The sequence below is a fragment of the Vibrio sp. D3 genome (assembly GCF_043995865.1).
GTDB lineage: Bacteria > Pseudomonadota > Gammaproteobacteria > Enterobacterales > Vibrionaceae > Vibrio > Vibrio diabolicus.
Genome location: NZ_CP171887.1, coordinates 2,163,333 through 2,186,844, shown reverse-complemented (window position 1 = coordinate 2,186,844; position 23,512 = coordinate 2,163,333). Strand labels below are relative to the sequence as shown.

Sequence of the window (23,512 nt, the reverse complement as noted above, 5' to 3'; positions counted from 1 at the left end):
GCATGGTTGAAATTAGAAAGGCTCAGTGTGAAAGACTTCAAACTAACGCTTTTGGATGAGGACTATTGTGCGGTAATTTGTAAGGCGTCACATTTCTGACTGTGGATACTGCAAGCTGTTGGTTGAACAATGATCTCTATACTTGCAGTTGAATTTGATACTGACGTTGAGCCGTCACTAGTTGATTGTATAGCCCTGCATCTGGGATGAGGTTTTTGTTGCGCTCGCCCAATTTGCGTCGCTCATGACCGGATAGGTTGTGATAAACGTCTTCAGGAAGGTTAAACGTATCTTCCGGCAAGTAGGTCAGGGCGTCTGGTTTCAAGTAGTGACTCAGTTTCGCTGAGGGTAGACCTGCACCGTGGAATTGTTTTGCTTGTTGTGCTGCTAGCTCATAGCTGCTGCTATCAGAACGAAGAGCTTGAGGCGTTGACAATTCAAGTTGTTGACGGAGTATATCTTCGCTGGTGGCTACTTCTTTGATTTCCTCTACAGGTACAACGTCGCGTACATCGTTAGAAAACATCGACAAAATCAGTGCAAAATCGGCACGACGTCCTTCGTGGACAGCATGGTTGATACCATTGCCGAACTGAAGTTCGTTAATAATTGCCGCTTTGTCTAAAGTATGAATTTGCATGATGTTCCTCGCTCGATGCCATTTTAACGGCGTGTCTGAGAAGAACTTTAGGAAAAAGAAGAGATTAAATTGGAGTATTTAAGCGAAAAATAAAAAGCTCGCTGGTTCAGCGAGCTTTTAAAATAAGACTAAATTGAACTTAGGGGGAAGTAAAATTACTTCGCTAGGTTCTCAGCTACGAAGTCCCAGTTTACAAGTGCCCAGAAGCCGTTCATGTAATCAGGACGTACGTTGCGGTAATCGATGTAGTATGCGTGTTCCCACAGGTCAACAGTTAGAAGTGGTGTTGTACCTTCTTCTGTTAGAGGAGTAGCAGCGTTAGAAGTGTTAACGATCTCTAGAGAGCCGTCAGCTTTCTTAACAAGCCAAGTCCATGAAGAACCGAAGTTGTTGATTGCTGAATCAGTAAACTTCGCTTTGAATTCTTCGAAAGAACCGAATGCTGCGTTGATTGCGTCAGCAACTGCGCCAGTTGGTTCGCCGCCCGCGTTTGGAGCAAGACAGTGCCAGTAGAACGTGTGGTTCCAGATTTGCGCTGCGTTGTTGAATACGCCACCAGTAGAAGTCTTGATGATCTCTTCTAGAGTTTTGCCTTCGAACTCAGTGCCAGGGATAAGACCATTTAGCTTAACAACGTATGTGTTGTGGTGCTTACCGTGGTGGTAGTCTAGAGTCTCTGCTGAGATGTGTGGTTCTAGTGCGTCTTTCGCGTAAGGAAGAGCTGGTAGTTCAAATGCCATTACTCGATTCTCCATTGATTTGAAAGGATGACCTTTCGATTGCTTCCAGTGTTTTTTATAGCTATGTAGCCTTTAAGGCTGACTTGCTAAGTATTTTAGCAAGTTTTTACTTTATTAAAACCCCGATATGAAAATATTTTAAGGGGTTAGCGGCTGTGAAGTGCTGAATTGTTCGCCATCAAGCAACCTGAATTTAAGCCTTATTAATTATATGGTTTTTATTCTGTCGTTATTGAGTAGAATGTGGCAAATAAACAAAGTTCAAACCCATGAATGAGGAAGCGATGGAAACTATCGACAAAATCAAACAGCAGATCTCTGAAAACTCAATCCTGCTGTACATGAAAGGATCACCGAAACTGCCAAGCTGTGGTTTCTCTTCTCAAGCGTCACAGGCTCTAATGGCATGTGGTGAGAAGTTCGCTTACGTAGACATTCTGCAAAACCCAGATATCCGTGCTGAGCTACCAAAGTACGCACAATGGCCAACATTCCCTCAACTATGGGTTGAAGGTGAGCTTATCGGCGGTTGCGACATCATTCTAGAAATGTTCCAAAAAGGTGAACTTCAGCCTCTAATCAAAGAAGCTGCAGCGCGCGCTGAAGATCAAGCTGAGTAATTCGTAAATACTCACATTTAGCGATAGAATACGAAGGAGCCGTACTGGCTCCTTTTTCTTTTTAGGTTAGTGGAATGAACATAAAGCTTTACTACGTGCATGACCCAATGTGCAGTTGGTGTTGGGGTTACAAACCGACGCTTGATAAATTGAAACAGCAACTGCCAGGCGTTATTCAGTTTGAGTATGTGGTGGGTGGTCTTGCGCCAGATACTAGTTTGCCGATGCCACCAGAGATGCAACAAAAACTCGAAGGTATTTGGAAGCAGATTGAGCGTCAGTTGGGCACCAAGTTTAACTACGATTTCTGGAAGCTTTGTACGCCAGTAAGAAGCACTTACCAATCTTGTCGCGCAGTTATCGCTGCGGGCTTTCAAGATTCTTATGAGCAGATGCTAGAAGCGATTCAACATGCGTATTACTTACGTGCGATGCCTCCTCATGAAGAAGCGACTCACTTGCAGCTAGCTAAAGAAATTGGTTTGAATGTTCAGCAGTTCAAGAACGATATGGACGGCTCTTTCTTAGAAGGTGTGTTCCAAGATCAACTGAGTCTTGCAAAGAGCCTAGGCGTGGATTCTTACCCTAGCTTGGTTCTTCAAATTAACGACGCTTATTTCCCGATTGCCGTGGATTATCTGTCAACAGAGCCTACCTTGAAACTGATACGTGAGCGTATTATTGACAATATGCCAGCGCAATAATCGCGATTTCAAATAACAAAAAGCCGCTCAATGAGCGGCTTTTTCGTAACTAAGTATATCCATCAAACAACGGTACTAAAGCACCATTGCAGCAATCCAACCAAAGATGATCAGTGGAATGTTGTAGTGGATAAAGGTTGGAACAACCGTTTCCCAAATGTGCTCATGCTGACCGTCGGCATTTAGACCAGATGTAGGGCCTAATGTCGAGTCGGACGCTGGAGAACCAGCATCACCCAAAGCGGCAGCAGTACCAACTAGCGCGATTGTTGCCATTGGCGAAAAACCAAATGCCAACGCGAGTGGAACGTAGATTGTCGCCAAGATTGGAATGGTTGAAAACGATGAACCGATACCCATTGTTACCAACAGACCAACAATTAGCATTAATAGCGCAGCAAGCGGCTTATTATCACCAATGCTGGTAGAGAGAGACTGTACTAATGTCTCAACGCCACCTGTTTGCTTCATTACCGCAGCAAAACCTGCGGCAGCGATCATGATGAAACCAATCATAGCCATCATATGCACGCCTTTTGTGAAGACATCGTGTGTTTCTTTCCAAGCAATCACACCGCCAAAAGTAAACACCATAAAGCCAGCTAGAGCACCAATAATCATTGAGCCAGTGTAAAGCTGAACACCCAATGCGGCGACAATACCAAGAGCGGCCACCAAGATGTGCTTTTTATTGATAGCATGATCTGTCTCGTGAACGACAGTCAACTCCGTTTCTTCGTAGATGCGTGGTTTACGGTAGCTAACAAAGATTGCCAGCAATAGACCAAACAACATACCAGCACCTGGCAGTAACATTGCAGTTGGAACTTGGCTTGCAACCACGTTTTCCAAACCGTTGTCATGTAGGTTCTTTAATAGAATGTTGTTTAAGAAAATACCGCCGAAACCAACAGGTAAGATCATGTAAGGTGTGATCAAACCAAAGGTAAGAACACACGCAACCAAACGTCGATCGAGCTTAAGTTTCGCAAATACGCCCAAAAGAGGTGGAATCAAAATTGGAATAAAGGCGATATGGACCGGAATTACGTTCTGAGATGACATAGTGACAAGAACGAGCGCGACTAACACCGCGTACTTTAACCCGGTAGTTGACGCCGAGTTTTCTTTACCATTTAAGCGCTTGATAACACTTTTTGCCAGTAGGTCCGTGATGCCAGATTTAGAGATGGCAACGGCGAAAGTACCTAACATTGCGTAGCTTAGAGCGATAGTCGCACCGCCACCTAAACCACTTTCGAACGCGGCAACTGTGTCTCCAAGGCTCATGCCTGCGACAAGGCCACCAACGATGGCACTAAACGTGAGGGCAACCACCACGTTTACGCGCATCAATGCTAACACGAGCATGACGCACACTGATATAACGACAGGATTCATACTTTTCCTAATATGTTGTGTTTACTTATTATTCTTCGTCAGCAAGCGGCCAACCGCCGAGGGCCTTCCATTTGTTGACAATACCGCAGAATAATTCTGCTGTTTTTTGTGTATCGTAAAGCGCTGAGTGTGCTTCACGATTATCGAATTCCATCCCGGCCGTTTTGCATGCTTTCGCGAGAACCGTTTGACCATAAGCAAGGCCACTCAATGTTGCCGTGTCAAAAGTAGCAAAGGGATGAAAAGGGACTCTTTTTAGTTTACAGCGCTCATTGGCTGCATTTACAAAACCTAAGTCGAATGCTGCGTTATGGGCAACCATAATTGCGCGCGAGCAATCTGCGGCTTTTTGTTCTTTGCGAATAAGTTTATAAATCTCTTTTAACGCTTCTTGCTCAGAAACTGCACCACGAAGAGGGCTATATGGGTCACGAATACCATTGAATTCTAGCGCTTCTTTTTCTAAGTTAGCGCCCTCAAATGGCTCAACATGAAAATGAATGGTGGAGGCCGGATGCAACACGCCATCTTCGTCCATTTTTAACGTAACGGCGCAAATTTCTAAAAGTGCATCAGTTTGAGCATTGAAACCTGCGGTCTCAACGTCTACTACCACAGGGAAATAACCACGAAAGCGTTTTTTCAAGGTCAGAGCTTCATTTTCTATTGTCATGTCGGCTTATTTTTGTGTGACGAAGGCTGCATTATTGCAGATTATACCGACGAGAAAAACCGCAATTTAGGAGAAAAACGGAATTCTATTTTGCATCTCATCAATACGCTCGATCGCATTTCGGGTGATTGAGTTACCATGATTAACGTTAATCGTAATATCACGACATTTCGCACGTTGGCGAGGTTTTTGCATGCCAGATGAAGTGGTTTTATTGATTCAAATTGACGGCAACAGACTGCCGTTTAAGAGACAGTACTTAGATGAAGAAATGGCTGATTACTAGTGGCGTTGTATTTTCGTTGTTTAGCACAAGCAGTTTTGCTGTGATGGGTAAACGTTATGTTGCCACTCCACAGCAATCTCAATGGGAAATGGTGGTCAACACACCGTTAGAATGCCAACTTGTTCACCCTATTCCAAGTTTTGGAGATGCGGTATTTTCGTCTCGTGCGAATAAAAAAATCAATTTAGACTTTGAGTTAAAAATGCGTCGTCCGATGGGAGAAACACGTAACGTCAGTCTCATCTCTATGCCGCCACCTTGGCGACCAGGTGAACACGCCGATCGAATTACAAACCTAAAGTTTTTTAAACAGTTTGATGGTTATGTCGGAGGGCAAACAGCATGGGGCATTTTGTCTGAGCTGGAAAAAGGGCGTTATCCGACCTTTAGTTATCAGGATTGGCAGAGCCGAGATCAGAGAATTGAAGTCGCATTGTCATCCGTGCTGTTTCAAAATAAGTACAACGCGTTTAGCGACTGTATTTCCAATTTATTGAAATACAGTTTTGAAGACATTGCCTTTACGATTTTGCACTACGAAAGACAAGGTGATCAGTTAACCAAGGCTTCCAAAAAGCGTTTATCACAAATTGCAGATTATATCCGACATAATCAAGATATCGATCTCGTGCTGGTGGCGACGTACACCGATTCAACCGATGGCAAAAGTGCGAGCCAAAGTTTATCTGAGCGACGTGCAGAGTCACTTCGTGATTATTTTCAGTCTCTAGGGCTACCGGAAGATCGAATTCAAGTGCAAGGGTACGGCAAGCGTCGTCCTATTGCAGATAATGGCTCGCCAATAGGAAAAGACAAAAACCGCCGAGTCGTAATATCACTCGGGCGAACCCAAGTGTAACGAATATAAAAACGCCGAAGCTGAAAGCTTCGGCGTTTTTAATTTACTGACGTTGTTAATAATATTTTAATGGGATTTTGCTAAGTACCTTTCGGTGATTCCGGCTGTATAATTTGAATGTTAGTTTAAGCGGAATTTGGCAATGACTTCGCAATTTGTTGCGGTATCGATTTTTTCAACCTGTTTGGCAATAGCCGGATTAGGGTGACGTTTCATGAAGTCTATTAATGCTTTAGTGCAACATCCTATTGAGTCGATAAAGCTTGCACATTCTTTATTTGGGCATTGTGGGATGAGTGTTAAGACTTTCTCTGAAGCCAGCTGAAGGTATTTGAGTTCATAGTCAGTGTCTCCGGCCCAACGCCAGAACTGAGCTAAGTTATGACAAGAAATCACAGAAATTAATAATCGCTCGTCTGCTTCAATTTCCACACATTCGCTAATATCTTCACTCAGGCTTAGGGCTTGCTGGTAATGAAGAATGCTGCGAACAGGGTCATCTAGTTGAAGTGCCGTATCGGCTAGAAGTGTGTGTTTTTCCCATTCACTGATCATTATCGTAATCCCGCATATCGAAGTTGCGAATAAATCTAAACGATAATTATTATCAAGTAAAGTGTTTTGTTTATAAAAGAACAGGCAGATCGCAGACCTGCCTGTAATCGATGTTCAACTTGCAGTACAAGTGATTATTAGAAGTGCCGCTTAGCCTTCAAGACCTGCTGAAGCTTGCTTGTTTTGGATAAGCTCAATCATATAACCATCTGGGTCTTTTACGAATGCAATGTGCGTGCTTCCGCCTTTTACTGGACCTGGTTCACGCGTCACATTACCGCCCGCCGCTTTGATAGCGTCGCAAGTTGTGTAGATATCATCAACACCAATGGCGATATGACCAAAAGCAGTACCTAGGTCATATTCAGTTTTACCCCAGTTGTAAGTTAGCTCGATCACAGCACCTTGGGATTCGTCACCGTAGCCAAGAAACGCCAGTGTGTATTCGTACTCTTTATTCTCGTTCGTACGAAGCAACTGCATGCCCATAACTTCAGTGTAAAACTTGATGGATTTGTCTAGATCACCTACGCGAAGCATAGTGTGGAGAATTCGACCATTTGACATTTTTTGCTCCTAGCTTTGATTTTCAAATAGCGTTAGCTATCTGGATATACTTTCTCTTTATATTCGCACAAATCTTCAATAATGCAGCTACCGCAGCGAGGCTTTCTCGCCAAGCACGTGTAGCGGCCATGAAGAATGAGCCAGTGGTGCACATCGAGTTTGAACTCTTTTGGCACAACTTTTAATAGCTTTTGCTCGACATCATCAACCGTTTTGCCCATTGCAAACTTAGTACGATTCGACACGCGATAAATGTGCGTATCGACGGCAATGGTTGGCCAACCAAAAGCGGTGTTGAGCACGACGTTTGCGGTCTTGCGACCTACGCCTGGTAGCGCTTCTAACGCTGCACGATCTTCAGGAACTTCACCATTGTGTTTTTCCAACAAGATCTTACAAGTCTTGATAGTGTTTTCTGCCTTTGAGTTAAACAAACCGATGGTCTTTATGTATTCTTTTAAGCCATCAACTCCCAAATCGAGAATACTTTGCGGTGTATTAGCGACAGGGAAAAGTTTGTCGGTGGCTTTATTGACACTTACATCGGTTGCTTGCGCTGATAATAATACCGCGATTAGCAGCTCAAAAGGGGAGCTCCAGTTAAGCTCAGTTTGAGGATTCGGATTGTTTTCTCGTAATCGCTCAAGAATTTCGATTCTTTTTATTTTGTTCATTGCTGACTTCCAATACCGTCTCTGCGGTTTATGAAAAAGGCTCCTATGACAGAGCCTTATTTTGTTATGCGTTGGTGACGCGAGCACGTTCTATGGTTGGTTTTTCTTCTTTTGGTTGACGTGCCTGGACTGAATTATCGATGACATTTTTAAGCGCTATCAACAGACCAACACCGATAAATGCACCGGGTGGAAGAAGCGCTAGCAAAAAGCTGTTGTCAAATTGGAAAACTTGGATGCGGAGAGCGGATGCCCAGTCTCCTAATAGCAGATCTGCCCCGTCGAATAGCGTACCATTACCAATTAACTCACGCATGGCACCTAGCACGACCAAAACGCTTGTCATACCAAGACCCATCCATAAACCGTCTAATGCTGCAGGCGCAACATCATTTTTTGAAGCGTATGCTTCAGCTCGACCAATAATGATGCAGTTGGTTACAATCAGAGGAATAAAGATACCAAGAGACAGGTATAAACCATACGCATAGGCATTCATCAATAACTGAACGCAGGTAACAAGTGAGGCAATAATCATCACGAATACAGGAATGCGGATCTCTTTTGGTACGTAATTACGAATAAGAGAAACCGTGACGTTTGAGCCGACCAGCACTAGTAAGGTTGCAATACCAAGACCTAAGGCATTGGTTATTGTGGAAGAAACCGCTAGTAGTGGACACAGACCCAGCAGCTGTACGAGAGCAGGATTATTGCTCCACATACCGTTTTTCATCAGCAATTTATTCTCATTCATTACTGCTCTCCTTCACAGCCCAAAGGCTGGCTAAGAATGTCTTCACGAGATTGGTTTACGTAGTTAACGGTATTTCGCACCACTTTTACGACGGCTCTAGGCGTGATCGTTGCACCAGTAAATTGATCGAAATCACCACCATCTTTACGAACTTTCCATGAGTTCCAGTTACTTTCCGTGACTTGTTTGCCCGTAAAGCTCAGGATCCAGTCGGTGACACGAAGATCAATTTTATCGCCCAGGCCAGGGGTTTCTTGATGGCTTAAGACGCGTGTCCCCAAAATATTGCCCTGATTGTCAATCCCAGTAATAACTTTTATCTCACCATTGTAGCCATCTGGCGCGATGGATTCTATTGCGATTGCTGTCGGTTCACCATTCTTCGTGGCGAGGTAGGCTGGCATCGCACGTAATGTCCCCAGTTCTGGTGACGTGACCATAGTGCAGGCTTGCGTGAGTGCGTTGTCATGCATGTTTTCTGGAATGACTTGATTCAAAACAGAAAGCAATTGTTGTTGTTCTTGTATCTTGATTTGGTCTTTTGTTAGGTACTGAGTAAAGGCGACTAATCCGGTTGTTGCACAGGCAAAGATCGCAAGTGTCAGACCATTTTTTCTAATAGCGGTTAACATGTTTACCTCAGTGACCGTAAGTTCTAGGTTTGGTGTAGTAATCGATCAGTGGCACACACATATTTGCAAGTAACACTGCGAATGCAACACCATCAGGGAAGCCTCCCCAACTGCGAATGATAAAGACCAAAGCACCAATAAGCGCGCCAAAGATCAAACGTCCTTTAACGGTTGTCGACGCCGACACGGGATCGGTTGCAATAAAGAATGCGCCAAGCATGGTTGCACCTGATAGCAAGTGGAAGATTGGCGACGCAGTTTCCCCTGGGGTCAGTAAGCTGAACACGAGGCTAAATAGCGTCAGGCTCACTAGGAAACCTACGGGGATATACCATTGGATGATGCGTTTTTTGATCATCACTAAACCACCAAGTAAGTAGGCAAGATTTACCCATTGCCAACCAATGCCAGCTAAGCCATCGAATATTGGCTGCGACAGTACTTCGCTTGGGGTTGCGCCTGTATGAATACCAGTTTTAAATGCATCAAGTGGCGTCGCCATTGTCACGCCGTCAACCCCCGTTCGAACTTGCTGAAGCGATAAGCCGTCGTAATCATAGCCCGTAAAAATTAAAGAGAGTGTATCTGCAAAATTTACGTGATCAGGTATGAGTGACGTCGGGGCACTCCAACTCGTCATTTGCACTGGGAATGAGATCAACAAGACCACATAAGCGACCATGGCAGGGTTGAATAAGTTTTGACCAAGGCCACCATATAGGTGTTTAGCGATTACGATCGCGAAAATAAGTCCGATCACCATAATCCACCACGGAGACCATGGTGGGATAGCCACGGCTAATAACCAAGCGGTAACGATCGCACTGTTATCACGTAGTGCTCGCATCGGCGAACGTTTACGGAAGACCATAACTAAGGCTTCAAGTGATACAGCGACTGCGATGGCAAAAATCAGCTGAATAAGCGTTCCCCACCCAAAGAAGTAGGTCTGAGCCGCTAAACCTGGGAGAGCACAAAGTGCCACCCATTTCATTAAGTCAGGTGTACTACGACGGCTGTGGGTATGCGGTGAACTGGCAATAAAAAACGACACTACTCGTTCTCCTCAGTATTATTTTTATTAGCTTCTTGCTGCGCTTTGCGAGCCTTCGCGCGCGCAATAGCAGCAGCGACAGCCGCTTTTTTCGGATCTTCAGTTTGTTCAGCAGGCGTTTCAGCTTCTAACGTTTCGGCTGGTTCTTCTTGCTTAGCTTTACGCGCTTTGGCACGCGCAATAGCCGCAGCGACAGCCGCTTTTTTCGGATCTTCAGCTTGTTCAGCAGGCGTTTCAGCTTCTACCGTTTCGGCTGGTTCTTCTTGCTTAGCTTTACGCGCTTTGGCACGCGCAATGGCAGCAGCAACCGCGGCTTTTTTCGGGTCTGCAGCTTGCTCAGTAGGCGCTTCAGCTTCTTCGGTTTCAGTTGAGTCTGCTTGTTTCGCTTTTCGGGCCTTAGCGCGTGCAATGGCAGCAGCAACCGCGGCTTTTTTCGGATCTTCAGCTTGCTCAGCGGGCGCTTCAGCTTCTTCGGTTTCAGTTGAGTCTGCTTGTTTCGCTTTTCGGGCCTTAGCGCGTGCAATGGCAGCAGCAACCGCGGCTTTTTTCGGATCTTCAGCTTGCTCAGCGGGCGCTTCAGCTTCTTCGGTTTCAGTTGAGTCTGCTTGTTTCGCTTTTCGGGCCTTTGCGCGTGCAATGGCAGCAGCAACGGCGGCTTTCTTCGGATCGTCGGTTTGCTCAGTAGGCGTTTCAGCTTCTTCGGTTTCAGTTGAGTCTGCTTGTTTCGCTTTACGCGCTTTGGCACGCGCAATAGCAGCCGCAACCGCGGCTTTCTTCGGATCTTCGGTTTTCTCAGCAGATGCTTGAGCTTCTATTGTTTCGGTTGATTCTTCTTGTTGAGCTTTTTTCGCTTTAGCTCGGGCGATGGCTGCTGCAACTGCCGATTTCTTATCATCAGCGTTGTTGTCTGGCGTTTCGCCTTGTTCTTTTTGTGCTTTACGTTCGCGGGCTAGACGTTTGCGTTCTTCGCGCAGTTTTGCCATTTCTGAGTTATCAGGTTCACTAGAGCCTGCTTTAGCGGCTGCGGCCTGTTTTGCCTTCGCTTTGGCAATGGCTGCAGCGACGGCAGGTTTCACGGCTGGCTCTGCTTTTTCTGTTGTTTCTGTCTTCTGAGCTTTCACTCGTGCGATCGCTGCTGCTATCGCATCATCACCACCAGAAGATTTCATGTCTTTACGGCGCTGATCGGCTGCTTTCTTAAAGCGATTTTCACGTTCTGCTTTTTCGCGTTCCATACGCGCTTTCTTCTCTTCAAAACGCAGCTTCGCTCGCTCCGCAGCTTCCGCTTCTTGTGTTCTGGTGCGAATTTCCGCTTTTGCTTGGCGGTAGTACTGTACGAGAGGAATTTCACTTGGACACACAAACGCACAAGCACCGCACTCGATACAATCCTTTAAGTTTAGTTCTTCGAGTTTGTCATACTCTTCAGCTTTTGCATGCCATTGCAGTTGCTGAGGTAGCAGTGAAGCAGGGCAAGCTTCAGCACATTGGCTACAGCGAATACATTCCATCTCATGTTGGTGTGGAGAGATCTCACGACGAGTCGGGGCAAGGATACAGTTTGCTGTCTTGGTAATCGGCACTTGAGAGTGGGGAAGGGTGAAGCCCATCATTGGTCCACCCATGATTAAACGTTGTAACTTCTTATCGGCTTTATAGCCAAACTCATCCAATAACGCCTGTACTGGTGTACCTAATAATGCCCAAACATTGCGTGGTTGTTTGAATGTTTTACCGGTGAGAGTCACCACGCGTTTTATCATCGGTTCACCATCGATGATTGCGCGTTTGATTGAGTAAAGAGAACCGACATTTTGAACCAAAATACCAATATCGGCTGGAATTGCGCCGCTTGGTACTTCTTTATTGGTCAAAATTTTGATCAGCTGTTTTTCACCACCAGAAGGGTATTTAGTCGGGATAACGCGAATGACGATATCTTTGTTTAGAGCCGCAGCTTCTAACGCTTTAATTGCCTCTGGTTTGTTATCTTCAATACCAATAATCGTGAGCTTTGGTGTCAGGATATGTTCGACAATCTCGATACCTTGGATGAGCTCTTCGGCATGCTCTTGCATGAGCTTGTCATCTGATGTGATGTATGGCTCACACTCAGCTGCGTTGACGATAAGAATCTCTGTGCGAGCAAAACCTGATTGGATTTTTTTTGCGGTAGGGAAACCTGCGCCACCCATACCTGAAATGCCTGCGAGACGAATAATATCGATCAGTGCGTCAGGTGTTTCTTGTTTGTAATCCGCGACGGGTTTTCTGTCACACCATGTATCGTTACCATCAGGTGTAATGACCGCACAGAGTTCACTCAGACCTGAAGGGTGAGCAACGGTTCTAGGCTCAATTGCGGTGATCGTACCCGATGTAGGAGCATGCACTGGAACGGTAAAACCAGTTTCGGATTGCGTTAATGGCTGACCTTTTAATACGTGGTCACCTTCGGCAACCAATAAGTTACCAGCCTTACCAATGTGCTGTTTTAGCGGTAATACAATTTCTGATGGGATAGCCGCGTGAACGAGCTCAGTTTTGTTGGACTGCTTTTTGTTTTCTGCCGGATGCACACCACCAGGGAAATCCCAAAGCGAGCCTGTACGAATTTGTTCAATCAAAGACAACATGCGAAACCTTACTTAATTGAATCTTTCACGTTCGCTGCATCGTCGGCAGCATCCGTAATGTTGAGTACTGGAATGGAGTTAAGTTGCCACTTCCAGCTTTCCGTGGTGGTTGCCACAGGAATCATTTCAATACAATCAGTTGGACATGGTGCAACACATAAGTCACACCCCGTACATTCGTCTTTAATTACGGTATGGACCGCTTTTGTACCGCCTACAATTGCATCCACTGGACACGCTTGAATACACTTAGTACAGCCAATGCACATATCTTCGTGGATAAATGCAACGGTTGGAATTTTGCTGTCGAGATCGTGCGCAGATTCTTCTGGCTCAACACCCATTAAGTCGGCGAGCTTTTCGATTGTTGCCTGACCGCCTGGCGGACATTTGTTGATGTGGTCGCCATTTGCAATCGCTTCAGCATAAGGGCGGCAACCAGGGTAGCCACATTGACCGCATTGAGTTTGAGGTAAGATTGCGTCGATTTGATCCACAATTGGGTCTGCCTCGACTTTGAAGCGAATAGAAGCAAAACCAAGTATCGCGCCGAAAATCGCAGCAAGAACCGCTAACGCGATGATCGCAATTAAAATCGTACTCATTGTTTACTTCACCAAACCTGTAAAGCCCATAAAGGCTAGTGACATTAAACCCGCTGTAATCATTGCAATCGATGCACCTTTAAAAGGCACTGGTACGTCGGCGGCAGCTATGCGCTCACGCATGGATGCAAAAAGTATCAACACCAATGAGAAACCAACAGCGGCGCCGAAGCCGTAGATAATCGATTCGATAAAGTTATGGTTCTCATTAATATTAAGAAGCGCGACGCCTAATACCGCGCAGTTTGTAGTGATCAGCGGTAAGAAAATACCAAGCAAGCGATAAAGTGTTGGACTTGTTTTGTGCACAACCATTTCGGTGAACTGCACCACAACGGCTATCACCAAAATAAAACTCATGGTTCGAAGGTACTCAATACCCAGTGGACGAAGAATGTAGCTTTCCACTAAATACGCACACACTGACGCGAGCGTTAGCACAAAAGTTGTCGCTAAGCCCATACCTATTGCTGTTTCCAGTTTTTTGGACACACCCATGAAAGGACATAGGCCCAAAAACTTCACCAGTACAAAGTTGTTCACCAGCACAGTGCCGACCAACAACAAAACATATTCGGTCATAGTTATTACGTTCTTAAAATCCGATCTTGATATTATCGTGTTTTGTGACACCAATAACAACCAGTGAACGATGTGGTTTTACATACACGATGGAAAAATAGTCGTCTATGTGAGGTATTTTGATGAATCAATAAGAAATTGAACAGCTTGCTGAATGGATTTTACAAAGACGCTGGTGCTGTCTTTCCTCAAAGAATCTTTTGCTCAGAAGGTGGGAATTACACTTAGCGAGTAATTTTAAGTCGTCACTTGAGATATTGATGGTGAAAGAAGTTTTTGATTTCAAAACGAAAAAAGCCGTGTCTTGCGACACGACTTTTCTGGAATTTGGCTCCTCCTGCTGGGCTCGAACCAGCGACCTGCGGATTAACAGTCCGTCGCTCTACCAACTGAGCTAAGGAGGAATTGCTTTGCTTGAAAGCGGAACGAATCTTACCGAGCAGCCAAACTACTGTCAACAGTAAAAAAATACATTTTTAGCAAAAAATATTGGGGGAAGGGCTTTACTTTTCTGTACTGCTTGTCAGTAAAGGGGTGAGGTTAGTTATCCACTAATTTTGTGGATAACTATGTTGATGAGATCTGAGTAAAGATCTTTTATATGCAACCTGGTTTTTATTTAGTGAATTTTTAATCAGAGCTATACAGAGAATATGCAATTAAAACATAGATTTATTGATGTTAAGCAAAATGTATTCAAGGTGGATAAAAATCTAGCTTTTGGGGATAAAGAGTGTTTAGGTCAATTTTTGGGGAAAAGTTGTGGAAACTGCAATGTGAAGAATGGGTGTGGCTCTTCAACTAGGGCGAAGTACTATATCAGAGTAGGTTTTGTATGGCTATAGCATTCTAGACAAACAAGAAAATTTATTAACAATGGTGGGTAAATTTTCAATAGACGTAGATTTCATTGGCTAAGGTGTATATATATACAGCCAAAGCGCAGTAAAGTTGAGGAAGGGTATGAGTAAAGTCTATGAATTGGTCTCCGATTATCAGCCATCGGGTGACCAGCCGGGAGCGATCAAGCAGCTGCTTGAGGGGCTCGATGCTGGACTGGCACATCAAACACTATTGGGGGTAACGGGATCGGGTAAAACGTTCACACTAGCGAATGTTATCGCTCAAGCCCAGCGACCTGCAATATTACTTGCGCCAAACAAAACGCTCGCAGCGCAATTATATGGCGAGATGAAATCATTCTTTCCCAATAATGCGGTGGAATACTTTGTTTCCTACTACGATTACTACCAGCCTGAAGCTTATGTCCCGACGACGGATACTTTCATTGAAAAAGACGCATCAGTTAACGCTCACATAGAGCAAATGCGCCTTTCCGCAACGAAAGCACTATTGGAACGTAAAGACGCGATTATCGTTGCGTCTGTTTCTGCTATCTATGGTTTGGGTGACCCAGAATCTTACTTGCAAATGATGTTGCATTTACGTCGTGGTGACGTGATTGATCAACGGGACATGCTACGACGTTTGGCAGAGCTACAATATTCAAGAAATGACGTGGCATTTGAGCGAGGACAGTTTCGGGTTCGTGGCGAAGTGATTGATATCTTTCCAGCGGAATCTGACCAAGACGCAGTTCGTGTCGAAATGTTTGATGATGAAATTGACTGCATCAGTGTTTTTGATCCATTGACTGGTGTGGTGAAACAGCGAGATTTACCACGCTACACCATTTATCCTAAGACGCACTACGTGACACCAAGAGATCGTATTCTTGAAGCGATTGAAAATATTAAGGTTGAATTAGAAGTACGCAAAAAACAGCTTCTAGACAACAACAAGCTACTGGAAGAACAGCGTATTAGCCAGCGGACTCAATTCGATATCGAGATGATGAATGAGTTAGGTTTTTGCTCAGGTATCGAAAACTATTCTCGCTATCTCAGCGGACGATCGGAAGGCGAGCCGCCACCGACATTGTTTGATTACTTGCCTCATGACGGTTTGTTGATCATCGATGAATCCCACGTGACTGTGCCGCAGATTGGTGCCATGTATAAAGGTGACCGCTCTCGTAAAGAAACGCTAGTGGAGTTTGGTTTTCGCTTACCTTCTGCGTTAGATAATCGTCCGCTCAAGTTTGAAGAGTTTGAAGCGTTAGCACCGCAGACGATTTTTGTCTCTGCGACGCCAGGAAATTATGAACTAGAAAAATCTTCAGGCGATGTAGCGGATCAAGTTGTTCGTCCAACAGGCTTGCTTGACCCAGAATTGGAAGTTCGCCCAGTAGCGACCCAAGTAGACGACTTGTTGTCTGAAATTCGCCTCCGTTCTGCTAAAGATGAGCGAGTTCTAGTGACAACATTGACCAAACGGATGGCCGAAGATCTCACCGAGTACTTGCACGAACATGATGTTAGGGTCCGTTACTTACACTCAGATATTGACACCGTAGAACGTGTGGAGATCATCCGTGATCTTCGTCTTGGCGAGTTTGACGTGCTGGTGGGAATTAACTTGCTACGAGAAGGCTTGGACATGCCTGAAGTCTCGCTGGTTGCAATATTGGATGCAGATAAAGAGGGCTTCTTGCGCTCCGAGCGTTCACTGATTCAGACCATTGGTCGTGCTGCGCGAAATCTTGAAGGTAAGGCGATCTTGTATGCTGACCGAATCACCAACTCCATGAAAAAGGCGATGGATGAAACCAACCGCCGCCGCGAGAAGCAGAAAGCGTACAACGAAGAAATGGGCATTTCGCCGCAAGCGCTCAAACGAAATATCAAAGATATTATGGAATTGGGCGATATTACCAAGTCTAAACGTCAGCGTAATACTAAACAGGTACCGTTGTCGAAAGTGGCGGAGCCTTCGCAAACATACGAGGTCATGTCTCCTCAACAGTTGGAAAAAGAAATCAGTCGACTTGAGGCGGCAATGTATCAGCACGCGCAAGATTTAGAGTTTGAATTGGCGGCGCAAAAGCGTGACGAGATTGAAAAACTAAGAGCGCAGTTCATCGCAAATAGTTAAAAGTAAGCTTAATGATCTAGCTTAGCCAAGTGTTTTAGATTGCTTGCAAAAAAAGAAGCCAATAGGCAGTCGGGTCTATTGGCTTGTTTTGTGAACATCTCGTTCACTAACAACGTCAGTTGGCTAGGTGACCCGAGGGGTCACTAAACTATCAGCATGGTTTATGCCATTTTTTAAATAATTGATATTATTTTTGAATCCTTTCTCTTACCCATAATTTAGCTAATGTTATTTGCAAAATGCAAAGCGTAATGCGATTATTGTTTAAAACACAACAAAATATTAGCTAGGTTATGCAACAAAAATCTGAAGGTCCTAAATCTCGTTACCTTTTAATGGTTGAGGATACCGCATCTGTTGCGGCACTGTACCGCTCATACCTGACACCGCTTGGTATAGATATCAATATTGTCGGTACAGGTAGGGATGCCATTGAAAGTCTCAACCATAGAATTCCAGATCTTATTCTGCTCGATCTTCGTCTGCCAGATATGACGGGGATGGACGTTTTACACGCTGTAAAAAAGAGTCATCCAGACGTACCTATTATTTTTATGACCGCTCACGGTTCTATCGATACCGCGGTAGAAGCAATGCGTCATGGCTCTCAAGACTTTTTGATCAAACCGTGTGAAGCAGACCGTTTACGTGTCACGGTTAACAATGCGATTCGTAAAGCGACTAAGTTAAAAAACGAGGCTGATAACCCGGGAAATCAGAGTTATCAAGGCTTTATTGGCAGCAGCCAAACTATGCAACAGGTTTACCGCACGATTGATTCAGCAGCGAACAGTAAAGCGAGTATCTTCATCACTGGTGAAAGTGGTACGGGTAAAGAGGTATGTGCCGAGGCAATCCATGCGGCAAGCAAGCGTGGTGACAAGCCTTTTATTGCGATTAACTGTGCTGCAATTCCAAAAGATTTGATTGAGAGTGAACTGTTTGGTCACGTGAAAGGTGCTTTTACCGGTGCAGCAAATGATCGTCAGGGTGCAGCGGAATTAGCGGATGGTGGCACACTTTTCCTTGATGAACTGTGTGAGATGGACTTAGATTTGCAAACCAAATTGCTACGATTTATTCAAACCGGCACGTTCCAAAAAGTGGGCTCATCAAAAATGAAGAGCGTGGATGTTCGCTTTGTTTGTGCAACTAACCGTGACCCATGGAAAGAGGTACAAGAAGGTCGATTCCGTGAAGATTTGTACTATCGTTTGTATGTCATTCCTTTGCATTTGCCACCTTTACGTGAACGAGGTGAAGATGTCATTGAAATTGCATACTCACTGTTAGGCTATATGTCGCACGAAGAAGGAAAAAGCTTCGTGCGTTTTGCGCCTGATGTAATCGACCGATTTAATAGCTATGAGTGGCCAGGCAACGTTCGTCAGTTACAAAACGTGCTGCGCAATATCGTTGTTCTAAACAACGGTAAAGAAATCACGTTGGATATGTTACCGCCACCGCTGAATCAACCGCTTGACCGTCCGTCTTCTGTGGCGAAATTCATTGAGCCGAAAGTGATGACTGCGTCTGAGATTATGCCGTTGTGGATGACAGAAAAAATGGCGATAGAGCAAGCGATTGAAGCGTGTGATGGCAATATCCCCCGAGCGGCGGGATACCTTGATGTCAGTCCGTCGACGATTTACCGCAAGTTACAGGCTTGGAATGGCAAGGAAGAGCGGCAAAAAGTATGAGTGTGAATGTATTAAATCAGCAAAAAATCGATGAACTGTCGATGGAGATTGGCAGTGATAATGTTCCTGTTTTACTCGATATTTTCTTAGGGGAGATGGATACCTACATCGAGAATTTATCTCAGTTTCAAGGGACAGAGCGATTGCGTTACCTAAAAGAAATCAGTCACGCGTTAAAAAGCAGTGCAGCGAGCTTTGGAGCAGACCGTCTTTGTCAATTGGCGATGTCGATAGATAAAAAAGCCAAAGCAGGTGAGTTAGCTGAAGAGTCAGACGAGTTAAAAACGATGTTCGATCTTTTGCACGAAACACGCGACGCTTATCGTGATTGGCAGCAGTAATGCATTGTTCTGATGAGACTCTTACACAAAACCCTTCACGTACGTGAAGGGTTTTTTCATTGTTGACAGCGAGATAAACTTGAAGCTATCCCCTAGCTTTAGAGGGCGTTTTTTTAAATTGAAAGCCTTAGCTGGCTTTCAATAGCGAGCTTGAGTTTATCTCGGTCGTGACGCCAATCTCGGTTCGACGAAGCTAACGACTCGGTCACTACATTCCACTGGCTCAAGACTTCTTGCTCGGTTTCCTCTGCTAGAACCACGTCTATCTTCCTACCTTGGCAGGCACGCTCACACCATTCTAATTTTTGTGCCATGGTCATTCGTCCGGCTGGGCCGTACTCTGGACTCAAGTTGGCAACGAAAATGACTTTTGCTTTCTCATTGGCGGCAATGGCTTTGCCGAGCTCAGGCAACAGCAAAGGAGGCATGATGCTGGTTAAAAAGCTGCCAGGACCAAGAATAATAGCGTCTGCCTCTGCCAGTGCAGTTACTGCTTCTTTAGTTGCAGGAACTTCTGGTGATAGATCGAGACGGCGTAAATCGGTGTCCATCTCGTCTACATTCGTTTCTCCCGTGACCCACTTCCCATCCACGGATAACGCGGAAAGATCGGAAGGGTGTTCAGACATAGGAAGAATGTTAACGTCGACTTTTAACATGTTTCGAATCAGATTGATGGCATCTAACGGTCTGACCGATAAGTTATCGAGCGCCGTAAGCATCAAGTTACCGAGGTTATGACCATCAAGCTCACCTGTACCTTTGAAGCGATATTCAAACATCATTGAACTGATCGACGGTTCTGTGATCAGCTGATTAATGCAGTTCCGTGTGTCGCCCCAGGCGATTCCACCTTGGCAGTGACGAATTCTTCCTGTTGAGCCACCATTGTCTGTTGTGGCGACAATGCCAGTTGCATTGCCGCCAAAATCCCGTAGTGCGGCCAACATTCGACCTAAGCCATGACCACCGCCAACAGCGACCACTTTTTTATCCGTGTAGATATTCATTACGTTCTTCTAATAATCTTGTAAAAAACGGCTACAATTTATCTTAAGGAGTGCTCGAAAGGTACTCACTTAGCGGTAAATTGTGTCTCTAGAGAGTTTTTTATCACTCAAGTCTGGATTCCAGTACAAATATTAAGTATTTTACACCGCAAAGCTATCAGAGGTTTCATATCTCTGGTTGCCATAACTCCGAGCTCACTATTGCTAAGTCCGAGGATAAGCGTTTTGAGCCAGTGGCGTACTGTCACAAGGGCATGATTGGAAATGGCCATGCCTCCCGTGTTTGGAAAGGTGTTCCGTGGCGCAACAATTCGAAGACAAATTTCATCGTAAGTTCTATTACTTGCGTCTGTCTGTGACCGACGTATGTAATTTCAAATGTACCTATTGCCTTCCTGATGGCTATAAGCCTTCGGGCAATAAAAACTCGTCTTTTTTATCTCTTCCTGAAATCAAACGGGTCGTAAAAGCGTTTGCTGATTGTGGCACGTCAAAAGTGCGCATTACTGGCGGTGAACCAAGTTTACGCAAAGATTTTACCGACATTATCCACTCAGTGGCGACGACGCCCGGTATCCAAAAAGTTGCAACGACGACCAATGGTTACCGCATGGCGAAGCAAGTCGCAGACTGGCGTGAAGCGGGCTTAACTCACATCAACGTTAGCGTGGACAGCCTTGATCCGCGTATGTTCCATCAAATCACGGGTGAAAATAAGTTCACTGAGGTGATGAATGGTATCGAGCGTGCGTTTGAAGTTGGTTATGAGCAAGTCAAAGTTAATGTGGTTTTGATGAAAGATCTTAACCATCAAGAACTGCCAGCGTTTCTCAACTGGATAAAAGATCGTCCAATCCAACTGCGCTTCATCGAATTGATGCAAACGGGTGAGATGGATGATTTATTCAATAAGCATCATGTGTCAGGCGTAGCAATTCGTAATCAGTTGATTGCAAACGGTTGGCTGCTTAAAGTGCGCTCTCATAATGACGGCCCCGCGCAAGTGTTTGTTCATCCAGATTACAAGGGTGAAATTGGCCTGATCATGCCGTATGAAAAAGACTTTTGTGAGAGCTGCAACCGACTACGCGTCTCTGCGATGGGTAAGCTGCATCTGTGTTTGTTTGGAGACCACGGTGTAGAACTACGTGATCTATTGGAACGTGATGAGCAAGAAAGCGAGCTTATTGAACGCATCCAAGCGCAGTTACAAACTAAGTCGGTGAGCCACTTCTTGCACGATGGTAATACGGGTATGACGCCACATCTGGCGTCTATCGGCGGCTAAATCAACTCAAATTTTGTAGGGAAAGCTTATTTATAGGCTAGCTTTCCCTCGCTTTTCTAGAATCGATACCAAACGTATCAAAGTTAAAAGAGAATAGGTGAACACATGGGTCACGCTGAAAGCAAATTTCAACCTGCAAATATTGCCGTTCTAACGGTATCTGACACTCGTACCGAAGAAAACGATACCTCTGGTCGCTACCTTGTTGAACACGCTCAAGAAGCGGGTCACAATGTTGTCGATAAGCAAATTGTTATTGATGACATGTACAAAATTCGCGCAATTGTTTCTCAGTGGATTGCGGACGACAATGTTCAAGCGATCATGATTACTGGTGGTACAGGGTTCACGTCACGTGACAGCACACCAGAAGCGCTGAAGCCTCTGTTTGATAAAGAAGTAGAAGGTTTTGGTGAGTTATTCCGCATGGTGTCTTACGAAGAAATTGGTACGTCAACCATCCAATCGCGTGCAATTGCAGGCTTTGCTAATCATACAGTTATCTTCGCAATGCCTGGTTCAACAGGCGCGTGCCGCACTGGCTGGACGAAGATCATCAAGCAGCAGTTAGATGCAAGCCATCGCCCTTGTAACTTCATGCCGCACCTATCTGTATAACCTTTCCTAAAAGCGAAGGAAAAACAATGACTCAATTTACCCATATCAACGCGTCTGGCGAAGCTAACATGGTCGACGTGTCTGCAAAAGCTGAAACGGTTCGTGAAGCACGTGCAGAAGCATTTGTTCACATGGCCCCAGAAACCTTGCAACTGATTGTTTCCGGTCAGCATCATAAAGGTGATGTGTTCGCGACGGCTCGAATTGCTGGTATCCAAGCTGCAAAGAAAACGTGGGATTTGATTCCACTTTGTCATCCTCTGTTGCTTTCTAAAGTCGAAGTTCAGTTGGAGGCTATTGAGTCAGAAAACAAAGTTCGTATTGAATCTGTTTGTAAGCTTGCAGGTAAAACGGGCGTAGAAATGGAAGCGCTAACGGCGGCTTCTGTTGCTGCACTGACGATTTACGATATGTGTAAAGCGGTGCAAAAAGACATGGTTATCGGTCAAGTTCGTCTCCTAGAAAAGACGGGTGGAAAATCTGGACACTTCAAGGCGGAATCATGATTAAAGTACTTTTTTTTGCTCAGACTCGTGAGCTGATTGGTATCGACAGTGTCGAATTAGATGATCAATTTGAAACGGTTGAAGCGATTCGCGCACATCTCGTGGAAGAGGGCGCTGATAAAAATGGTAAGTGGGATTTGGCTTTAGAGCCAGGAAAGCTACTTGCTGCTGTTAATCAATCTATTGTCCCACTTGATACCGAAGTAAAAGCGGGGGATGAAGTTGCATTTTTCCCACCGGTAACCGGAGGTTAAGATGGACCCACGCGTCTCTGTACAAGTTGAAGACTTTTCCGTTGATCACGAATATCAACGTTTATCCGAAGGTACGGCTGCTGGTGCTGTCGTAACATTCATTGGTAAAGTTCGAGATATGAACCTTGGCGATAATGTTGTTGGTTTGCACTTGGAACACTACCCAGGCATGACTGAGAAGAGCTTGAGCGACATTTGCGATCAAGCTGAATCACGTTGGCCATTATTGGGCGTACGCGTGATTCATCGCGTTGGTGATATGGATAGCGGTGATCAAATCGTCTTTGTTGGTGTTTCAAGTGCACACCGTGGAGCAGCATTTGATGCTTGCGAGTTCATTATGGACTACTTGAAAACCAAAGCACCATTTTGGAAGAAAGAACGCACGACGAGTGAAGATCGTTGGATTGAGTCGCGCGATACTGATCACCAAGCTGCGCAGCGTTGGGAAAAATAGAACCCACTCCTCATTCTAGTGAAAAAAGCTAAGTGTCAATGGCACTTAGCTTTTTTTGTACTTATCTTCATAATTCTGCTCATTTGACTTCAACACAACCCGTGCTCGCTCTGGTGATATTCTTCACAATAAAAGTTTTTAGCCCAATATATAAACAATTATTTGTTAGACTTCATTTGTCATAAATGTTAAATAATATGTAAATATCTAGCATAAGATGCTATCAAACGGTTTAAATGTAGATTAATCGAAAGTTTTGTCTGTGGAATGTCGCTTCTGGTCTCCATTTGGCTGGTGAATACTTTTTGATTAGAGTTTACTGCTAGATATGTGTGGTTTAGTCAGGATTATTGGTTTTT

25 protein-coding genes, 1 tRNA gene and 1 riboswitch are annotated in these 23,512 nt (G+C 44.8%); of the genes, 11 read left to right on the top strand and 15 right to left on the bottom strand.

What is annotated here, in order from left to right; translation table 11 throughout:
• Positions 1–136: 136 nt before the first annotated feature.
• On the bottom strand, positions 137–640 hold the full coding sequence (locus ACHFJ9_RS18070; RefSeq protein WP_012841566.1) for a VC2046/SO_2500 family protein: 504 nt from the start codon (positions 638–640) through the stop codon (positions 137–139).
• 155 nt (positions 641–795) lie between these two features.
• Positions 796–1,380 carry a superoxide dismutase [Fe] gene (sodB, locus tag ACHFJ9_RS18065; protein WP_005396533.1) on the bottom strand — a complete coding sequence of 195 codons (585 nt, stop codon included), beginning with the start codon at positions 1,378–1,380 and terminating at the stop codon, positions 796–798.
• 284 nt (positions 1,381–1,664) lie between these two features.
• Between sodB and ACHFJ9_RS18060 the strand changes: the two genes are divergently transcribed.
• A complete protein-coding gene (locus tag ACHFJ9_RS18060) occupies positions 1,665–2,000 on the top strand; it encodes a Grx4 family monothiol glutaredoxin (protein WP_017635833.1) in 336 nt (111 codons plus the stop codon).
• A 74-nt stretch (positions 2,001–2,074) separates the two neighbouring features.
• A complete protein-coding gene (locus tag ACHFJ9_RS18055; RefSeq protein WP_005396534.1) occupies positions 2,075–2,704 on the top strand; it encodes a DsbA family protein in 630 nt (209 codons plus the stop codon).
• Positions 2,705–2,779: 75 nt separating this feature from the next.
• On the opposite strand, the gene ACHFJ9_RS18050 is transcribed toward ACHFJ9_RS18055, so the two are convergent.
• Both ACHFJ9_RS18050 and rnt read right to left on the bottom strand, forming a co-directional pair.
• Positions 2,780–4,105 carry a Na+/H+ antiporter family protein gene (locus tag ACHFJ9_RS18050; protein WP_005396535.1) on the bottom strand — a complete coding sequence of 442 codons (1,326 nt, stop codon included), beginning with the start codon at positions 4,103–4,105 and terminating at the stop codon, positions 2,780–2,782.
• Between the two features lie 28 nt (positions 4,106–4,133).
• Positions 4,134–4,778: a ribonuclease T gene (rnt, locus tag ACHFJ9_RS18045; protein ID WP_005396536.1), complete on the bottom strand. Its 645-nt coding sequence runs from the start codon at positions 4,776–4,778 to the stop codon at positions 4,134–4,136.
• A 263-nt stretch (positions 4,779–5,041) separates the two neighbouring features.
• Here rnt and motY point away from each other — a divergent pair, with 263 nt between their 5' ends.
• Positions 5,042–5,923 (top strand): flagellar protein MotY, encoded by an 882-nt coding sequence (gene motY, locus ACHFJ9_RS18040; protein WP_012841571.1) that lies wholly within the window; start codon positions 5,042–5,044, stop codon positions 5,921–5,923.
• Positions 5,924–6,043: 120 nt separating this feature from the next.
• Here motY and ACHFJ9_RS18035 read toward each other — a convergent pair whose 3' ends face one another.
• The 10 genes from ACHFJ9_RS18035 to ACHFJ9_RS17990 form a co-directional block, all read right to left on the bottom strand.
• Positions 6,044–6,478: a DUF2753 domain-containing protein gene (locus tag ACHFJ9_RS18035; RefSeq protein ID WP_005384886.1), complete on the bottom strand. Its 435-nt coding sequence runs from the start codon at positions 6,476–6,478 to the stop codon at positions 6,044–6,046.
• 150 nt (positions 6,479–6,628) lie between these two features.
• Positions 6,629–7,045 carry a lactoylglutathione lyase gene (gene gloA, locus ACHFJ9_RS18030; protein WP_005380739.1) on the bottom strand — a complete coding sequence of 139 codons (417 nt, stop codon included), beginning with the start codon at positions 7,043–7,045 and terminating at the stop codon, positions 6,629–6,631.
• A 32-nt stretch (positions 7,046–7,077) separates the two neighbouring features.
• Complete coding sequence (gene nth, locus ACHFJ9_RS18025) at positions 7,078–7,719, bottom strand: endonuclease III (protein ID WP_042522463.1); 642 nt, start codon at positions 7,717–7,719, stop codon at positions 7,078–7,080.
• A 64-nt stretch (positions 7,720–7,783) separates the two neighbouring features.
• The gene (locus ACHFJ9_RS18020; RefSeq protein ID WP_054867993.1) at positions 7,784–8,476 is read right to left on the bottom strand and encodes an electron transport complex subunit E; all 693 of its coding nucleotides are present in this window, start codon (positions 8,474–8,476) and stop codon (positions 7,784–7,786) included.
• A complete protein-coding gene (gene rsxG / locus ACHFJ9_RS18015; RefSeq protein WP_006743364.1) occupies positions 8,476–9,108 on the bottom strand; it encodes an electron transport complex subunit RsxG in 633 nt (210 codons plus the stop codon). Before rsxG ends, ACHFJ9_RS18020 begins: the two co-directional genes overlap by 1 nt.
• A 7-nt stretch (positions 9,109–9,115) precedes the next feature.
• Positions 9,116–10,162, bottom strand: a complete 1,047-nt coding sequence (rsxD, locus tag ACHFJ9_RS18010; RefSeq protein WP_065646477.1) for an electron transport complex subunit RsxD — start codon at positions 10,160–10,162, stop codon at positions 9,116–9,118.
• Positions 10,162–12,798, bottom strand: a complete 2,637-nt coding sequence (gene rsxC, locus ACHFJ9_RS18005) for an electron transport complex subunit RsxC (protein ID WP_395355789.1) — start codon at positions 12,796–12,798, stop codon at positions 10,162–10,164. Before rsxC ends, rsxD begins: the two co-directional genes overlap by 1 nt.
• An 8-nt stretch (positions 12,799–12,806) precedes the next feature.
• On the bottom strand, positions 12,807–13,403 hold the full coding sequence (gene rsxB, locus ACHFJ9_RS18000) for an electron transport complex subunit RsxB (protein WP_005396655.1): 597 nt from the start codon (positions 13,401–13,403) through the stop codon (positions 12,807–12,809).
• Between the two features lie 3 nt (positions 13,404–13,406).
• Positions 13,407–13,985 carry an electron transport complex subunit RsxA gene (rsxA, locus tag ACHFJ9_RS17995; protein WP_005380762.1) on the bottom strand — a complete coding sequence of 193 codons (579 nt, stop codon included), beginning with the start codon at positions 13,983–13,985 and terminating at the stop codon, positions 13,407–13,409.
• A 328-nt stretch (positions 13,986–14,313) separates the two neighbouring features.
• Positions 14,314–14,389: transfer RNA gene (locus tag ACHFJ9_RS17990), tRNA-Asn, on the bottom strand.
• Positions 14,390–14,948: 559 nt separating this feature from the next.
• Here ACHFJ9_RS17990 and uvrB point away from each other — a divergent pair.
• From uvrB to luxU, 3 genes are all read left to right on the top strand, one after another.
• Positions 14,949–16,979, top strand: a complete 2,031-nt coding sequence (gene uvrB / locus ACHFJ9_RS17985; RefSeq protein ID WP_065646646.1) for an excinuclease ABC subunit UvrB — start codon at positions 14,949–14,951, stop codon at positions 16,977–16,979.
• 293 nt (positions 16,980–17,272) lie between these two features.
• Complete coding sequence (gene luxO, locus ACHFJ9_RS17980) at positions 17,273–18,679, top strand: quorum-sensing sigma-54 dependent transcriptional regulator LuxO (protein WP_395355786.1); 1,407 nt, start codon at positions 17,273–17,275, stop codon at positions 18,677–18,679.
• Positions 18,676–19,020: a quorum-sensing phosphorelay protein LuxU gene (gene luxU / locus ACHFJ9_RS17975; protein WP_012841577.1), complete on the top strand. Its 345-nt coding sequence runs from the start codon at positions 18,676–18,678 to the stop codon at positions 19,018–19,020. The genes luxO and luxU overlap by 4 nt, the downstream gene beginning before the upstream one ends.
• A 113-nt stretch (positions 19,021–19,133) precedes the next feature.
• On the opposite strand, the gene ACHFJ9_RS17970 is transcribed toward luxU, so the two are convergent.
• A complete protein-coding gene (locus ACHFJ9_RS17970; RefSeq protein ID WP_006742807.1) occupies positions 19,134–20,030 on the bottom strand; it encodes a YvcK family protein in 897 nt (298 codons plus the stop codon).
• A 175-nt stretch (positions 20,031–20,205) separates the two neighbouring features.
• Positions 20,206–20,340: riboswitch (molybdenum cofactor riboswitch) on the top strand.
• Here ACHFJ9_RS17970 and moaA point away from each other — a divergent pair.
• The 5 genes from moaA to moaE all read left to right on the top strand — a co-directional run bounded on the left by moaA (position 20,329) and on the right by moaE (position 23,153).
• On the top strand, positions 20,329–21,318 hold the full coding sequence (gene moaA, locus ACHFJ9_RS17965; protein WP_005396649.1) for a GTP 3',8-cyclase MoaA: 990 nt from the start codon (positions 20,329–20,331) through the stop codon (positions 21,316–21,318). Its footprint overlaps the riboswitch before it by 12 nt.
• A 105-nt stretch (positions 21,319–21,423) precedes the next feature.
• On the top strand, positions 21,424–21,936 hold the full coding sequence (moaB, locus tag ACHFJ9_RS17960) for a molybdenum cofactor biosynthesis protein B (protein ID WP_005396648.1): 513 nt from the start codon (positions 21,424–21,426) through the stop codon (positions 21,934–21,936).
• A gap of 26 nt (positions 21,937–21,962) precedes the next feature.
• Positions 21,963–22,442, top strand: coding sequence for a cyclic pyranopterin monophosphate synthase MoaC (moaC, locus tag ACHFJ9_RS17955; protein ID WP_005396647.1), 480 nt, complete (start codon positions 21,963–21,965; stop codon positions 22,440–22,442).
• Positions 22,439–22,696 (top strand): molybdopterin synthase sulfur carrier subunit, encoded by a 258-nt coding sequence (gene moaD, locus ACHFJ9_RS17950; RefSeq protein WP_005396646.1) that lies wholly within the window; start codon positions 22,439–22,441, stop codon positions 22,694–22,696. Before moaC ends, moaD begins: the two co-directional genes overlap by 4 nt.
• Before the next feature lies 1 nt (position 22,697).
• On the top strand, positions 22,698–23,153 hold the full coding sequence (gene moaE, locus ACHFJ9_RS17945; RefSeq protein WP_048625774.1) for a molybdopterin synthase catalytic subunit MoaE: 456 nt from the start codon (positions 22,698–22,700) through the stop codon (positions 23,151–23,153).
• The last annotated feature ends 359 nt before the right edge of the window (positions 23,154–23,512 follow it).